This is a genomic window from Streptomyces sp. NPDC047515, assembly GCF_040643055.1.
In the GTDB taxonomy this organism is placed as follows: Bacteria; Actinomycetota; Actinomycetes; order Streptomycetales; family Streptomycetaceae; genus Streptomyces.
In genome coordinates this window covers 42,438-58,815 of sequence record NZ_JBEYTM010000037.1, presented here as the reverse complement: position 1 = coordinate 58,815, position 16,378 = coordinate 42,438, and the positions used below count along the sequence as shown (strand labels likewise).

12 protein-coding genes and 1 pseudogene are annotated in these 16,378 nt (G+C 70.7%); 12 read left to right on the top strand and 1 reads right to left on the bottom strand.

Annotated features, from left to right (window positions below; translation table 11 throughout):
• Window positions 1-17: 17 nt before the first annotated feature.
• From ABZ826_RS26595 to ABZ826_RS26540, 12 genes are all read left to right on the top strand, one after another.
• Window positions 18-1,055 carry a substrate-binding domain-containing protein gene (locus ABZ826_RS26595; RefSeq protein WP_361453222.1) on the top strand — a complete coding sequence of 346 codons (1,038 nt, stop codon included), beginning with the start codon at window positions 18-20 and terminating at the stop codon, window positions 1,053-1,055.
• Between the two features lie 68 nt (window positions 1,056-1,123).
• Entirely contained in the window at window positions 1,124-2,362 is a 1,239-nt protein-coding gene (locus tag ABZ826_RS26590) for a Gfo/Idh/MocA family oxidoreductase (RefSeq protein ID WP_361453219.1), read from the top strand.
• 12 nt (window positions 2,363-2,374) lie between these two features.
• Window positions 2,375-3,379: a sugar phosphate isomerase/epimerase family protein gene (locus ABZ826_RS26585; RefSeq protein ID WP_361453216.1), complete on the top strand. Its 1,005-nt coding sequence runs from the start codon at window positions 2,375-2,377 to the stop codon at window positions 3,377-3,379.
• 371 nt (window positions 3,380-3,750) lie between these two features.
• Window positions 3,751-7,479 carry a ThuA domain-containing protein gene (locus ABZ826_RS26580; RefSeq protein ID WP_361453213.1) on the top strand — a complete coding sequence of 1,243 codons (3,729 nt, stop codon included), beginning with the start codon at window positions 3,751-3,753 and terminating at the stop codon, window positions 7,477-7,479.
• Between the two features lie 151 nt (window positions 7,480-7,630).
• Entirely contained in the window at window positions 7,631-8,749 is a 1,119-nt protein-coding gene (locus tag ABZ826_RS26575) for an inositol-3-phosphate synthase (RefSeq protein ID WP_361453210.1), read from the top strand.
• Window positions 8,746-9,744, top strand: a complete 999-nt coding sequence (locus ABZ826_RS26570; RefSeq protein WP_361453207.1) for an SCO3242 family prenyltransferase — start codon at window positions 8,746-8,748, stop codon at window positions 9,742-9,744. Before ABZ826_RS26575 ends, ABZ826_RS26570 begins: the two co-directional genes overlap by 4 nt.
• A complete protein-coding gene (locus ABZ826_RS26565) occupies window positions 9,741-10,598 on the top strand; it encodes a sugar phosphate isomerase/epimerase family protein (RefSeq protein WP_361453204.1) in 858 nt (285 codons plus the stop codon). Before ABZ826_RS26570 ends, ABZ826_RS26565 begins: the two co-directional genes overlap by 4 nt.
• A 22-nt stretch (window positions 10,599-10,620) precedes the next feature.
• A complete protein-coding gene (locus tag ABZ826_RS26560) occupies window positions 10,621-11,286 on the top strand; it encodes an EboA domain-containing protein (RefSeq protein ID WP_361453201.1) in 666 nt (221 codons plus the stop codon).
• The gene (locus ABZ826_RS26555; RefSeq protein WP_361453198.1) at window positions 11,286-12,134 is read left to right on the top strand and encodes a TatD family hydrolase; all 849 of its coding nucleotides are present in this window, start codon (window positions 11,286-11,288) and stop codon (window positions 12,132-12,134) included. Before ABZ826_RS26560 ends, ABZ826_RS26555 begins: the two co-directional genes overlap by 1 nt.
• 4 nt (window positions 12,135-12,138) lie before the next feature.
• Window positions 12,139-13,314 (top strand): metabolite traffic protein EboE, encoded by a 1,176-nt coding sequence (gene eboE, locus ABZ826_RS26550; protein ID WP_361453195.1) that lies wholly within the window; start codon window positions 12,139-12,141, stop codon window positions 13,312-13,314.
• Complete coding sequence (locus tag ABZ826_RS26545; RefSeq protein ID WP_361453192.1) at window positions 13,311-14,720, top strand: nucleotide pyrophosphatase/phosphodiesterase family protein; 1,410 nt, start codon at window positions 13,311-13,313, stop codon at window positions 14,718-14,720. Before eboE ends, ABZ826_RS26545 begins: the two co-directional genes overlap by 4 nt.
• 49 nt (window positions 14,721-14,769) lie before the next feature.
• Window positions 14,770-15,921 (top strand): sugar phosphate isomerase/epimerase family protein, encoded by a 1,152-nt coding sequence (locus tag ABZ826_RS26540; protein WP_361453189.1) that lies wholly within the window; start codon window positions 14,770-14,772, stop codon window positions 15,919-15,921.
• 171 nt (window positions 15,922-16,092) lie between these two features.
• Here the strand turns inward: ABZ826_RS26540 and ABZ826_RS26535 are convergent.
• A pseudogene (locus tag ABZ826_RS26535) lies at window positions 16,093-16,362 on the bottom strand (MFS transporter); the annotation flags it as partial.
• Window positions 16,363-16,378 lie beyond the last annotated feature (16 nt).

Below are 16,378 nucleotides of genomic sequence, written 5' to 3'. Positions count from 1 at the left end.
TGAAGGGTTTGACAGCCATGCCAGAAACCAGCCGCAGACGACTGCTCTTCGGCACCGCGGCCGTCTCCGCGGGCGCCCTGCTCACCGCCTGCACCAGCAACGACCCCAAGACCAAGGACACCGCGCAGAGCAGCGTCCCCGCCGCAGACGACAAGCCCGGCAAGCCCGTCACCATCGGCTTCGCCGGTCCGCAGGCCGACCACGGCTGGCTCAACGCCATCAACGAGAACGCCAAGTCGCGGGCGGCGAAGTACTCCGAGGTGACGCTGGAGACCACCGAGGGCTCCAACGACACCGCCGCCCAGATCGGCCAGGTCAAGACCCTCATCAACAAGAAGGTCGACGTCCTCGTCATCCTCCCCGCCGACGGCAAGGCGCTCACCCAGGTCGGCCTGGAGGCCATGCGGGCCGGCATCCCCGTCATCAATCTGGACCGGATCTTCGCCTCGCCGCAGGCCTACCGCTGCTGGGTCGGCGGCGACAACTACGGCATGGGTCTCAACGCCGGTACGTACATCGGCGAGCAGCTCAAGGACAAGGCGGGCGCCAAGGTCGTCGAGCTGGCGGGCATCGACAACCTGGAGCTCACCAAGCAGCGCAGCCAGGGCTTCGCCGACGCGTTGAAGAACTACCCCAACGTCGAACTGGTGGCTCGTCAGGCCGCCGACTTCACCGTCGAGTCGGGCCAGGCCAAGATGGCCCAACTCCTGCAGGCGCAGAAGAAGTTCGATGCCCTGTGGAACCACGACGACGACCAGGGCGTGGGCGCGCTGCGCGCCATCCAGCAGGCGGGCCGCGACGAGTTCCTGATGGTCGGCGGCGCCGGGGCCAAATCCGCAATGGACGCCATCAAGGCCGACAACAGTGTGCTGAAGGCCACCGTCCTCTACCCGCCGACGATGGCCGCGTCCGCCATCGACCTCGCCCGCGCCCTCGGACAGGGCAAGGGCCTCGGCGGCCTGGCAGAGCTGGAGATCCCGACCAATCTCACCCTCTACTCGGCCGTGGTCACCAAGGAGAACATCGACCAGTACCTGCCGACGGGCTTCAGCTGATCCGCCCCGCGGGAGGGTGCTGACCCTCCTGCCGCCCCCACCGAACGACCGACGAGGAGGAAGCCCGGATGGCCCGTAGGGAAGAGACGGATCAGGAGGCGGCGGCGCCGCCGACGGACCGGCCGACGACGAGTGTGCCGGTGCTCGGAGTCGGCATGGTCGGATACGCGTTCATGGGCGCCGCCCACTCGCAGGGCTGGCGCACCGCGGGACACGTCTTCGAACTGCCGATGAGACCGGCTCTCGCCGCGATCTGCGGACGCGACCGGGCGGCGGTCGACGCGGCAGCGGCCCGCCACGGCTGGGCGGCGGCGGAGACCGACTGGCGCGCCCTGATCGCCCGGGAGGACGTACAGCTCGTCGACATCTGCACCCCCGGTGACAGCCATGCCGAGATCGCCATCGCCGCGCTGGAGGCCGGCAAACACGTGCTGTGCGAGAAGCCGCTCGCCAACACGGTCGCCGAGGCCGAGGCCATGGTCGAGGCCGCGGAGCGCGCCGCGGTCCGCGGTCAGGTCGCGATGGTGGGCTTCAACTACCGCAGGGTGCCCGCGATCACCTACGCCAGAAAGCTGATCGCCGACGGCCGGATCGGCACCCTGCGACATGTCCGCGCCACCTATCTCCAGGACTGGCTCGTCGATCCCGAATCACCGCTCACCTGGCGGCTGAAGCGGGAACGCGCCGGCTCGGGAGCGCTCGGCGACCTCGGGGCGCACATCGTGGACCTGGCCCAGTTCCTGGCGGGGGAGCCGCTGGTCGGGGTGTCCGCGGTCAGTGAGACGTTCGTGCGCGAACGGCCGGTGCTCGCCGGGCCGTCGGCGGGGCTCTCCGGGGCCGCGGACCAGGGCGCACGGGGCGCGGTGACCGTCGACGACGCGGCGCTGTTCACCGGCCGGCTCGCGTCCGGGGCGCTGGCCTCGTTCGAGGCGACCCGGATGGCCGCCGGACGGAAGAACGCGCTGCGGCTGGAGATCAACGGGGAGCGCGGCTCGCTCGCCTTCGATCTGGAACGGCTCAACGAGCTCTCCTTCCACGACCACACCGAGGCCGCCACCACGGCGGGATTCCGGCGCATCCTGGTCACCGAGCCGCAGCACCCGTACCTGGAGGCGTGGTGGCCGCCGGGTCACTCCCTCGGCTACGAGCACACCTTCGTCCACCAGGCCCGTGACCTGGTGCAAACGATCGCCGAAGGGGCCGCGCCCGTACCGTCGTTCGCCGACGGCCTGCAGGTGCAACGGGTGCTTGCCGCGGTGGAGGAGAGCGCCGAGAAGAACTCCGTACACACCCCCGTAGTCCTTTAGGAGGTTTCGCGCATGCCCCGTCCCTTCACACTGTTCACCGGTCAGTGGGCCGACCTGCCGCTGGAGGAGGTCTGCCGGCTCGCCCGGGACTTCGGCTATGACGGGCTCGAACTCGCCTGCTGGGGCGACCACTTCGAGGTCGACAAGGCGCTGTCCGACCCCGGCTATCTGGACGGGCGGCGGCAGCTGCTCGACAAGTACGGGCTGAAGTGCTGGGCGATCTCCAACCACCTCGTCGGCCAGGCCGTCTGCGACAACCCGATCGACGAGCGGCACCGGGGGATCCTGCCCGCGCGGATCTGGGGCGACGGTGACCCCGAAGGGGTGCGACGCCGGGCGGCCGAGGAGATCAAGAACACCGCCCGAGCGGCCGCCGCTATCGGGGTGCGTACCGTCATCGGCTTCACCGGCTCCTCGATCTGGCACCTGGTGGCCATGTTCCCGCCGGTCCCGCCGCACATGATCGAGCGGGGCTACGAGGACTTCGCCGAGCGCTGGAACCCGATCCTGGACGTCTTCGACACGGAGGGCGTGCGGTTCGCCCACGAGGTTCACCCGAGCGAGATCGCGTACGACTACTGGACCACGCACCGCGCCCTGGAGGCCGTCGGCCACCGGGCGGCGTTCGGGCTGAACTTCGATCCCAGCCACTTCGTCTGGCAGGACCTCGACCCGGTCAACTTCCTGTACGACTTCCGGGACCGGATCTACCACGTGGACTGCAAGGAGGCACGCAGGCGCCTCGACGGCCGGAACGGTCGTCTCGGTTCCCACCTGCCGTGGGGCGACCCGAGGCGCGGCTGGGACTTCGTCTCCGCCGGACACGGGGACGTGCCCTGGGAGGACGTCTTCCGGATGCTCCGGTCCATCGGGTACGAGGGTCCGGTGTCCGTCGAGTGGGAGGACGCGGGGATGGACCGGCTGGCGGGCGCGCCGGAAGCGCTTGCCACGCTGAAGCGGTACGACTTCGAACCGCCGTCCGCGTCGTTCGACGCGGCGTTCGGGGGTGGGGACTGAGGGGCCCGTCCGGGGGCGCCGCCCCCGGGCCCGGCTCCTTCGTCGTCGGAGGAGTCTGACCGGCCGAGCGCCGGTTCGGGAGGGGGCCGGGAGCGCGAGCTCGCGGCCGCCCCGCGCTCAGCCCTGCCCTCACCCCACTTTGTCCTGGCGCAGGAAAAAGTTCGACACGACCGTTGCGCAAGGGCTTTCCGTCCCGGACGAACAGGTCTACCGTCCAAAGCGTGTACATGACATGACCTGGGTCACGGGCGCCCCATCGGCCCCATATGACCTGAGCGGCAGTCCCCGCGCAGAACGGCACGGCAGCACCCGCCCGTACAACCGGCACGGCAGCACCCGCCCGTACAACCGGCACTCTCCGGAGGACACTCGTGCACAGAACAAGAGCCAGAAGCAGGAACAGAACCCGGCTCCGCGCCCGTAAATCCCTCGCGCTGCTCACCGGCGGCCTGCTCGCCGCGGCCACCCTCGCCCTGGGCGCCTCGCCCGGAGCAGCCGCGACGGGACCGTCCTCGCCGGCCGCCGCCGACGCGGCGGCGGAGGAATTCCAGCAGGTCACCCTCGCCAAGGGCGCGGCCGAGACCGGCGAGCCCATGACCCTTGCCGTCCTCCCCGACCGCAGCGTGCTGCACACCTCGCGCACCGGCGAGCTGCGTCTCACCGACAGCGGCGGGAACACCCGCGTGGTGGGATCCGTCCCCGTGTACTCGCACGACGAGGAGGGGCTCCAGGGCGTCGCCATCGACCCGGACTTCAGCAAGAACCGGGCCATCTACCTCTACTACGCGCCCCCGCTGGACACCCCCTCCGGGGACGCCCCCGAGAACGGCACGGCCGCCGACTTCGCCAAGTTCGACGGGGTCAACCGCCTGTCGCGCTTCGTCCTGAAGGACGACGGCACTCTCGACAACGCCAGCGAGAAGAAGATCCTCGACATCCCGACCTCGCGCGGCATGTGCTGCCACGTCGGCGGTGACATCGACTTCGACGCCCAGGGCAACCTGTATCTGTCGACCGGTGACGACACCAACCCGTTCGCCTCCGACGGCTACACCCCGATCGACCAGCGCCCCGACCGCAACCCGGCGTTCGACGCCCGGCGCAGCGCGGGCAACACCAACGACCTGCGCGGCAAGATCCTTCGGATCAAGGTCGCCGACGACGGCTCGTACACCATCCCCGACGGGAACCTCTTCGCACCCGGTACGGACAAGACCCGCCCCGAGATCTACGCGATGGGCTTCCGCAACCCGTTCCGCTTCTCCGTGGACAAGGCCACCGGCATCCTCTACGTCGGCGACTACGGGCCCGACGCGGGTGCGGCCGATCCCAAGCGGGGCCCGGCGGGCCAGGTCGAGTTCGCCCGGGTGACCGAGCCGGGCAACTTCGGCTGGCCGTTCTGCACCGGGAACAACGACGCCTACGTCGACTACGATTTCGCGACGAAGACGTCCGGCGCGTCCTTCGACTGTGCCGCCCCGAAGAACACCTCCCCGCACAACACCGGTCTCGTCGACCTTCCGCCCGCCCAGCCCGCCTGGATTCCCTACGACGGCGGATCCGTACCCGAGTTCGGCACCGGCTCCGAGTCGCCGATGGGCGGACCCGTCTACCACTACGATGCGGGCCTCGACTCGCCCGTGAAGTTCCCCGAGGCCTACGACGGGCAGTTCTTCGCGGGGGAGTTCGGCCGGCGTTGGATCAAGGCCATCAAGCATGACGCGGACGGCACCGTCCAGGCCATCAACCCCGTCCCGTGGACCGGGACCCAGGTGATGGACATGGCCTTCGGACCCGACGGGGCGCTGTACGTGCTCGACTACGGCACCAGCTGGTTCGGCGGCGACGAGAACTCCGCCCTCTACCGCATCGAGAACGCCACCGGCGGGCGCTCTCCCAACGCGGTGGCATCGTCCGACAAGACCTCCGGCACGACACCGCTCAAGGTGAAATTCTCCTCGGAGGGCACCGTCGACCCCGACGGCGATCCCCTGACGTACGCCTGGAACTTCGGTGACGGCGGCACCTCGACGGCGGCCAACCCCACGTACACGTACAAGAAGAACGGCACCTACACGGCGACCGTCACCGCCAAGGACCCGACCGGCCGGACCGCCTCGGCGAGTGTCCATGTCACGGTCGGCAACACCGCGCCGAAGGTGGAGCTGAAACTCCCCGGTGACGGGCAGTTGTTCAGCTTCGGCGACGACATCCCGTTCAAGGTGACCGTCACCGACCCCGAGGACGGCACGATCGACTGCTCCAAGGTCGAGGTCCGTTTCGTCCTCGGCCACGACAGCCACGGCCACCCCATCACCACCGTCAACGGCTGCTCCGGCACCATCAAGACCGCCATCGACGGCGGCCACGACCCGAACGCCAACATCTTCGGGGTCATCGACGCCTCCTACACGGACGGCGGAGGCGGCGGTCAGGCGTCCCTGTCCGGTCACGACCAGGCCCAACTCCAGCCGCGGCACCGCCAGGCGGAGCACTTCAGCGCCTCGTCGGGGATCAAGGTCTACGACAAGGCGACCGCCAACGGCGGCAAGACCGTCGGCGACATCCACAACGACGACTGGATCTCCTTCAAGCCGTACATCCTCGGCGACTCCAACAAGCTCACCGCCCGCATCGCGTCCGGTGGCAGCGGCGGCTTCCTGGAGGTCCGGGCAGGTTCGGTGACCGGTACGCTCCTGGGCTCGACCCCGGTACCGGTGACCGGTGGCTGGGAGAACTTCCAGGACGTCGACGTACCGCTGCGGAACGTCCCCAAGAAGGCCACCGAGCTCTTCCTCGTCTTCAAGGGAGGTGACGGAGCGCTGTACGACGTCGACGACTTCGAGCTCACCCACAGCACCGTCGGCAAGACCGCCAAGCGGGTCCTGGTCTTCTCGAAGACGGCCGGCTTCCGCCACGACGCGATCCCCGACGGCATCGCCGCGCTGAAGGAACTCGGCAGGGGCAGCGACATCACCGTCGACGCGACGGAGGAGGCCCGCCAGTTCACGACCGCGAACCTGGCGCGGTACGACGCCGTCGTCTTCCTGTCGACGACCGGTGACGTGCTCGACGCCGACCAGCAGAAGGCGTTCGAGAACTACGTGGCCACCGGCGGCGGCTACATGGGCGTCCACGCGGCGGCGGACACCGAGTACGACTGGCCGTTCTACGGCGGACTCGTCGGCGCGTACTTCTCCTCCCACCCCGCCATCCAGCCCGCCACCGTCCGCGTCGAGGACCACAAGCACCCGGCGACCGCCCACCTCGACGACGAGTGGAACCGCACCGACGAGTGGTACAACTACCGCACCAACCCGCGAGGCCAGGCCAAGGTCCTCGCCACACTCGACGAGACGACCTACACCGGCGGCACCATGAAGGGCGATCACCCGATCACCTGGTGCCAGAGCTACCAGGGCGGCCGCTCCTTCTACACCGGGCTCGGCCACACCAAGGAGTCGTACGCCGAACCGGCCTTCCGTCAACTCCTGCTCGGTGGCATGCGGTACGCGGCCGGCCAGGTGAAGGCCGACTGCAAGCCCGACACCGGCTACCGGTCGATCTTCAACGGCAAGACGCTCGAAGGCTGGAAGCAGGCCGGCCCGGGGAAGTTCGACATCGTCGACGGTGAACTGCGGTCCCAGGGCGGCATGGGCCTGCTCACCTACCAGGCCAAGGAACTCGGGTCGTACTCGCTCAAGCTCGACTGGAAGTTGCAGGGCGACGACAACTCCGGTGTCTTCGTCGGCTTCCCGGAGTCCGACGACCCCTGGTCCGCGGTGAACAACGGCTACGAGGTCCAGATCGACGCCACCGACGCGCCCGACCGCACCACGGGCTCGATCTACACCTTCAAGGCGGCGGACATCAAGGCGCGGGACCGGGCCCTGCGACCGCCCGGCCAGTGGAACAGCTACGAGATCAAGGTCCGGGGCGAGCGTCTTCAGGTCTTCCTCAACGGGGTGAAGATCAACGACTTCACCAACACCGATCCGGTGCGGAGCTTGAAGAACGGATACATCGGCCTGCAGAACCACGGTGCCGATGACCATGTGTCCTTCCGCAACATCCAGTTGAAGGAGCTGCCCTCCGCGTAGGGCGGTGCACCCGGCCGACGGCGGGCGGGGAAGGTCCGTCCTTACCGCCCGCCGTCACCACGTGAGACCAACCCCCTCGTCGATCCCGTTCCCCCGTCGCACAGCGCCACCCGCTCTGCCCAGCCAGGATCCCCAGCCAGGGAGGCAGCCAGTGACAGCACCCGCCGTTCGCACCGGAGTCTGGTTCATCGGAGCACGCGGCTCCGTCGCCACCACCGCCACGGCGGGGTGTGCGGCGATCGCGGCGGGGCTCCACCCGGCGGCAGGCGTGGTCAGCGAGACCCCGCCGTTCGCGGCCAGTGGACTGCCCGCCCTCACCTCACTGGTCTTCGGCGGACACGACACCGTCGGCTGTCCACTGCCCAAACGTGCCGAGACGCTGGCCGCCGGGGGAGTCCTGCCGTACGGCCTTCCCGCAGCCGTACGCTCCGAACTCGACGCAGCCGACGCCGAGATCCGGCCCGGCGGACCGCTGCCCGGCGACACCCGCGAGGACGAGACGCTCATCACCGCCTTCGCCGCCGACCTCGCCGACTTCGGACAGCGCCACGGCCTGGCCAGGACGGTCGTGGTCAATGTCGCCTCCACGGAACCCGTCCCGGCCCCCGGCGACCGGCGGCTGCCCGCCAGCTCGCTGTACGCCGCGGCGGCACTCCGGGCCGGTTGTCCGTACATCAACTTCACCCCCTCCACGGGGCTGCGCACCCCCGCTCTCCAGGACACCGTCGCGGACTGCGGACTTCCGCACGCGGGCCGCGACGGCAAGACCGGCCAGACGCTGCTGCGCTCCGTGCTCGCCCCGATGTTCGTGCAACGGGCCCTGCCCGTACGGGCCTGGTCCGGCACCAACCTCCTGGGCGGAGGCGACGGAGCGGCACTGGCCGACCCGGGCGCGGCCGCGGCCAAGAACGCCGGCAAGGAACGCGTCCTCGCCGACACGCTGGGAATCGCGCCGGAGGGCGAGGTCCACATCGACGACGTGCCGGCGCTCGGCGACTGGAAGACGGCCTGGGACCACATCGCGTTCGACGGATTCCTCGGGGCGCGCATGGTGCTCCAGACGACCTGGCAGGGCTGCGACTCCGCACTGGCCGCACCGCTGGTCCTCGACCTGGCCAGACTGGTCGCCCGCGCCCACGAGAAGGGACTGACCGGCCCCCTGCCCCAGCTGGGCTTCTACTTCAAGGATCCGGACGGCGGGCCGGCCGCGCTCTTCGAGCAGTACACGGCGCTGCTCGCCTTCGCCGAGACGCTGCGGGGGGAGAAGTGACGGGACGGGCCTGGGCGGAACTGCTGCGGGTGTCGGCGTTGTTCACCGTCCCCGGGGACGCGCTGGCCGGGGCGGCGGCGATGGGCCTGCGCCCCGACCGCGGTACCGCGCTCGCCGTCGGCGCCTCGCTCTGCCTGTACGAGGCGGGCATGGCGCTCAACGACTGGGCCGACCGCGACGAGGACGCCGTCGACCGCCCGCACCGCCCGATCCCCTCGGGACGGATCGCTCCCGGCGCGGCCCTCGCGGCGGCGGGCGCGCTGACGGCCGCGGGCCTGGGCCTCGCCGCCCGTGCGGGGCGCCCCGCCCTCGCGGTCGCCGCGGGACTGGCGGCGACGGTCTGGGCGTACGACCTCCGGCTCAAGCACACCCCGGCGGGACCGGCGGCGATGGCGGCGGCGCGAGCCCTGGACCTGCTGCTCGGCGCCACCGCCACCGGGGCGGCGGCCAGGGCGGCGGGACCGGGCCCGGCCTCCGCCTCGGCTTCCGCATCGCGTGGCTTCGTTCGCAGTGCCCTTCCGGCTGCCGGCCTGCTCGGGGCACACACCTATGCCGTCACCGCCGTCTCACGGCACGAGGCGCAGGGCGGATCCGCCACCGCGCCCCTCACCGCGCTCGCAGCCACCGCAGCCGTGGGCGCCGCGGCCCTGCGTGGGCAGCGAGGGCCGCACGGATCCGACGGCGTTCCCACGGCTGCGGGACGCGGAAGGACGGCAGCGACGAAGTACCGGCCGTCGGTCACCCACACCGCCCCCCGCCTCCTTCTCACCGCGCTCACCGGCGCCTACTTCCGCACCGCCGCCGGGCCCCTCCTCCACGCCGCCCTCAACCCGTCCCCGCCGCTCACCCAGCGCGCCGTCGGCGGCGGCATCCGGGCGATGATCCCGCTCCAGGCCGCTCTGGCCGCCCGCGCCGGAGCAGCCGGAACGGGGCTCGCCGTCATGGGACTGGTCCCACTCGCCCGCACCCTCGCCCGGAAGGTGAGCCTCACATGACGATCCGCTTCGGCTACGGCACCAACGGGCTCACCGATCTCCGCCTGGACGACGCCCTCGGACTCCTCGCCGATCTCGGATACGACGGGGTCGGTCTGACCCTCGACCACATGCACCTCGACCCCCTCGCCCCGGATCTCTCCGCCCGCACCCGCCATGTGGCCTCCAGACTCCGGGAGCTGGGCCTGGGGGTCACCGTCGAGACCGGCGCCCGCTACGTCCTCGACCCCCGCCGCAAACACGGCCCGTCCCTGCTCGACCCGGACCCGGAGGCCCGCGCCGCCCGCACGCGGCTGCTCGTCCGTGCCGTCGGTATCGCCGCCGACCTCGGTGCCCACGCCGTGCACTGCTTCAGCGGCATCACCCCACCGGACACCACCCCCGACACCGCGTGGCAGCGGCTCACCGACTCCCTCGCGCCCGTTCTGGACGCCGCCGAGCGCTCCGGCGTCCCCCTGGCGATCGAACCCGAACCCGGACACCTCCTCGCCACCCTCGCCGATTTCCACCACCTGCGCGTCCTCAGCGGCGATCCACCGCCTCTCGGACTCACCCTCGACATCGGCCACTGCCAGTGCCTGGAACCCGCCGCGCCCGTCGACTGCGTCCGCGACGCCGCCCCCTGGCTGCGCCATGTCCAGATCGAGGACATGCGCCGGGGCGTCCATGAACACCTTCCGTTCGGCGACGGCGAGATCGACTTCCCGCCCGTACTCGAAGCCCTCGACGTCCTCTCGGACACCGGCTACCGCGGCCTCGCCGTCGTCGAACTGCCCCGTCACTCCCATGCCGGTCCCGAACTCGCCCGCACCTCGATCGAGTTCCTCCGCAAGCACAGCCCATCCAGCCGCTGAAACCGCCGAAGGGAGCAACGCCATGCCGATGACCCCGACGACCGCCCCGCTGCTGACTCGTGAGGAACTCGACGTACAGCTCGGCGGAGCCGCGCGCGCCTGGCTCGACGAGGCCTTCGCGGAGGCCGAGCACGCCGCCGCCCACGAGGGCACCGAACAGCCAGGCGGCCCGTACGCCGCACCGCCGTGGGAACTGCGGTACGCCGCCGCCGGCCGCTACTGCGGACTCGAAAACGCCGACTCCGTACGCGTCCTCCTGCTCATCGAAGCCCGCGCCGCGCTGCCCGCTCTGAGCAGGCTCTACGAGCAGGGCACCGCCGCCGAACGACGCGCCGTCCTGCTCGCCCTGCACCGGCTCGACCTCGGCCCCACCGCCCTCCCGCTCGTCGAGGACGCCCTGCGCACCAATGACACCCGGCTCGTGGCCGCGGCCGTCGGACCGTACGCCGCCGCCCACCTCGACGCGCACAACTGGCGCCACGCCATTCTCAAGTGCCTCTTCACCGGCGTCCCCGTCGACGCCGTGGACCAACTGGCACGGCGCTCCCGCGGCGACGCCGAACTCGCCCGCATGCTGGGCGACTTCGCGGCCGAACGCATCGCGGCGGACCGCGACGTCCCCGCCGACCTCACCCGCGTTCTCGACCTCACCACCCCCGGCCCTGCCGCCCCCACGGAGGAGTCCTGATGCGCATCTTCGACCCCCACATCCACATGACCTCCCGCACCACGGACGACTATCAGGCGATGTACGACGCGGGCGTCCGCGCCCTCGTGGAACCCTCCTTCTGGCTCGGCCAGCCCCGCACCTCGCCCGCCAGCTTCTTCGACTACTTCGACGCCCTGCTCGGCTGGGAGCCCTTCCGCGCCGCCCAGTACGGCATCGCCCACCACTGCACGCTCGCCCTCAACCCCAAGGAGGCGAACGATTCCCGCTGCACCCCCGTCCTGGACGCCCTGCCGCGCTATCTCGTCAAGGACTCCGTCGTCGCCGTCGGCGAGATCGGCTACGACTCCATGACCCCCGCCGAGGACACCGCCCTGGCCGCCCAGCTCCAGCTCGCCGCCGACCACGGTCTGCCGGCGCTCGTGCACACCCCGCACCGCGACAAGCTCGCCGGTCTGCACCGCACCCTCGACGTGATCCGCGAATCCCACCTCCCCCCGGAGCGGGTCCTGCTCGATCACCTCAACGAGACGACCGTGACGGACGCCATCGACAGCGGCTGCTGGGCCGGCTTCTCCATCTACCCCGACACCAAGATGGACGAGGACCGCATGATCGCGGTCCTCAAGACCCACGGCACCGAGAAGGTCCTGGTCAACTCGGCCGCCGACTGGGGCAGGAGCGACCCGCTCAAGACCCGCAGGGTGGGCGACGCGATGCTCGCCGCCGGGTTCGACGAGGACGACGTCGACCAGGTGCTCTGGCGCAACCCCGTCGCCTTCTACGGGCAGAGCGGCCGGCTCCAGCTCGACATCGCCGCGCCGGAACCGCTCCACGAGGGCAACTCCATCCTGCGCGGCGGGGAGTGAGGCCATGCGCTTCCGCCACCCCGACGGCTCCACCGTCCACCTCTCGTACTGCACCAACGTCCACCCGGCGGAGACACTGGACGGGGTCCGCACCCAACTGCGCGACCACTGCGAACCGGTCCGCAAACGCCTCGGCCGCGACCGGCTCGGCATCGGCCTGTGGCTCGCCGGCGACGCCGCCCGCAGTCTGATCAACGACCCGTCCCAGCTGCGCTCCCTGCGCACCGAACTGGACCGCCGGGGCCTGGAAGTCGTCACCCTCAACGGCTTCCCGTACGAGGGCTTCGGCGCCGACAAGGTCAAGTACCGGGTGTACAAGCCGGACTGGACGGACCCGGAGCGGCTCGCCCACACCACCGACCTCGCCCGACTCCTGGCCGGGCTGCTCCCCGACGACGTCACCGAAGGAACCATCTCCACCCTCCCGATCGCCTGGCGCACCCCGTTCGACTCCGATGCCGAGGCCGCCGTTCTCGCACACACCGCGCTCACCACCCTCGCGGAACGCCTCGACGTGCTGGCCGAGCTCACCGGCAGGTCCATCCGCATCGGCCTCGAACCCGAGCCCGGCTGCACGGTCGAGACCACCGCCGACGCCGTCGCCCCGCTCACCGCCGTCGGACACGGGCGCATCGGCATCTGCATCGACACCTGCCACCTCGCGACCTCCTTCGAGGACCCCGACACCGCCGTCGACGCGCTCGGTGCCGCCGGCGTCCCGGTCGTCAAGGCACAGCTCTCCGCCGCACTGCACGCCGAACACCCCCACCTCCCCGAGGTACGCGCCGCGCTCGCCGCCTTCGCCGAGCCCCGCTTCCTCCACCAGACCCGCACCAGCACCGCCGCCGGACTGCGCGGCACCGACGACCTCGACGAGGCGGTCACCGGCCGGGCCCTGCCCGACGGAGCCCCGTGGCGCGCCCACTTCCACGTCCCCCTGCACGCACCCCCCGCACCGCCGCTCACCTCCACCCTTCCCGTGCTCCGGTCCACGCTGACCCGACTGGTCGGCGGCGCTCGGCCCCTCACCAGGCACCTGGAGGTCGAGACGTACACCTGGCAGGCGCTGCCCGCCGAACTGCGCCCCCGCACCCGCCCCCAGCTCGCCGACGGCATCGCCGCCGAACTCACCCTCGCCCGCGACCTCCTGGTCGACCTCGGTCTCAAGGAGCTCCCGTGACCCGAACCGGGCCCGCCACCGGCCGGCACACGACACCCACCCCCCTCCTCGTCCTTGACGTCGTCGGCCTCACCCCGCAGCTCCTCGACCACATGCCGCACCTCAAGGCCCTCGGCCGGTCCGGCACCCACGCCCCCCTCGGCACCGTGCTTCCCGCCGTCACCTGCGCAGCCCAGTCCACCTTCCTCACCGGCACCACCCCCGCCGAGCACGGGATCGTCGCCAACGGCTGGTACTTCCGCGAGCTCGGCGACGTGCTGCTCTGGCGCCAGCACAACGGTCTGGTCGCCGGTGACAAACTCTGGGACGCCGCCCGCCGTGCCCACCCCGGCTACACCGTCGCCAACATCTGCTGGTGGTACGCGATGGGCGCCGACACCGACATCACCATCACCCCCCGTCCCGTGTACTACGCCGACGGCCGCAAGGAACCCGACTGCTACACCCGGCCGCCCGCCCTGCACGACGAACTCACCGCGAAACTCGGCACCTTCCCCCTCTTCCACTTCTGGGGCCCGGGCGCCGACCTCGTCTCCTCCCAGTGGATCATCGACGCGACCCGGCACATCCTCGACACCCGCCACCCCGACCTGGCCCTGTGCTACCTCCCACACCTCGACTACGACCTGCAGCGCTACGGCCCCGACGACCCCCGCTCGCACCGGGCCGCGGCCGATCTCGACCGGGCCGTGGCACCTCTCCTGGACGACGCGCGCCGCGAAGGCCGCACCGTCGTCGCCCTCTCCGAGTACGGCATCACCCGCGTCGACCGGCCCGTCGACATCAACCGGGCCCTGCGCCGCGCCGGCCTCCTGGAGGTCCACACCCAGGACGGCATGGAGTACCTCGACCCGATGGCCTCCCGCGCCTTCGCCGTCGCCGACCACCAACTCGCCCATGTCTACGTGCGCCGTCCCGAGGACCTCGAAGCGACCCGCGAAGCCCTCCAGGACCTCCCCGGGATCGAGCAACTCCTCGACGACGAGGGCAAGAAGGCCCACGGCCTGGACCACCCGCGCTCCGGCGAACTGGTCGCCGTCGCGGACCCGGATGCCTGGTTCACGTACTACTACTGGCTCGATGACGCCCACGCGCCCGACTTCGCACAGCTGGTCGAGATCCACCGCAAACCCGGTTACGACCCCGTCGAACTCTTCCTGGACCCCCAGGACCCGTACGTCCGGGTCAAGGCCGCTGCGGCCGTCGCCCGCAAGAAGCTCGGGATGCGCTACCGCATGGCGGTCGTTCCGCTGGACCCCTCACCCATTCGCGGCAGCCACGGCCGCCTCCCCATGAGCGACGAAGAAGGGCCGCTCATCCTGTGCTCCACCCCCCACGCGTTCACCGGACCCGTCCGGGCCACCGAGGTGAAGTCCTTGCTCCTCACGCTGGCCGGCCTCGCATGAGATCGGTCCGTGCACAGCGTTTCGAGCATCTTCGAGAAAGAGAGAGACCGTGACCGCGTACAACGACGAATCCGGAACGGACGGCGCCCTGCGCCGCAGCCTCGGCGTCAGCCGCCGCCGCTTTCTGAGCAGCTGCACGGCCGCCGCGACAGCGGCGATCGCCGCGCCCGCCTTCGGCGCGTCGCCGGCCCTGGCCCAGACCGCATCGGGCAAGGGGCAGGGCGTCGGCCAGGCCCTGATCCCGGCGGCGAAGCGGGGAATCATCCTGTACACCGTGCGCGACGCCACGGGCCGGGATCCGCTCACCACCGACCTTCCCTCGGGCTTCCGTGAGGTCTTCAGGGAGCTGGCCCGATACGGCTACCGGCAGGTCGAGTTCGCCGGGTACGGTCAGCACACCAATGCACCCGGCGGAAGCAACCTCGAATCGGTGGAGGGCGCGAAGCTGCTGCGCTCGTGGCTGGACGAGTACGGTCTGCGCGCCCAGGGCAACCACGGCTTCATCCCGGCGTCCTGGCCGCTGAGCCAGAGCGATCTGGACCAGTTCAAGCGCCACCTCGACATAGCGAACATCCTCGGCATGGAGCACATGGGCACCGGTGGCGACCCCACCGGCAGCGCGTACCGTGCCGACTGGGACGTGGCCGCCGACAAGTGGAACACGCTGGGACGGATCGCTCAGGACGCCGGCATCAAGCTGTACACCCACAACCACGACGCGGCCTACGGCTTCCTGCTCGACGGCGGTCCGCTGGACGCCCAGGGCCGCCCCACCCGCAGCTCCGGCATCCGCAAGCTCGAATACTTCCTCCAGGTCACCGACCCGAAGTCCGTATGGCTGGAGATGGACATCTACTGGGCACATGTCGCCCAGTACAAGTTCCACACCTACACCGCGCACGACGGATCCCAGCGGGAGAACATCTTCGACCCGGCGGCGCTGGTCCGCGGCAACACCAAGCGCTACCCGCTGTTCCACGCCAAGGACGGCATCGTCAACACCACCAGTGGGGAGGGCTACGACATGGTCCCCTTCGGCACCGGGGTCATCGACTACCGGACGTTCTTCCGCCGCGTCGGGGCGAAGAATTACCACAACCCGATGGTCGAGCAGGACAACGCACCGAGCTCGACCGTCCCCGCGCAGTCCCTGAACCATGCGCGGATCGGCTACGACAACCTGGCCGCGCTACGCAAGTAGGACGATCGGCGCCGCCGGAGGGGCGGTCCGCGCCTCACCCCGAGTTCCTGACGACCGGGGAACAGCGCAAACGTCCGCCAGGTGACGTCAGGCACCGTACGCTCCACGGCAGTCACCAGGAGCGTACGGTGCCTGACCGGCACCCGGAACTGCGCGGCCGGCCCCCGGGGCGCCGCCTGCCAGAGCACAGGCACCGTTGTAGTCCCACGCTTCGACCACCATGGCGCCGAGACCACCGCCGAACAGCCCGCTGATCAGCCTTCCGCTGTACATCGGACCGTAATCGGTGGCCTTGTGGTTCTCCCCGAAACAGTCCGGAGTCAGCGCGGCGAACATCGGGTGGAAGGCGCCGCCGTCGAAACCGGAGAGGAAGGCGAAGAACAGGAGGAGCCACTCGCTGTGCACGTTCCCGGCCCGGATCACACCGATCCGGGCCAGGCCGTGATGCCCCACCCCT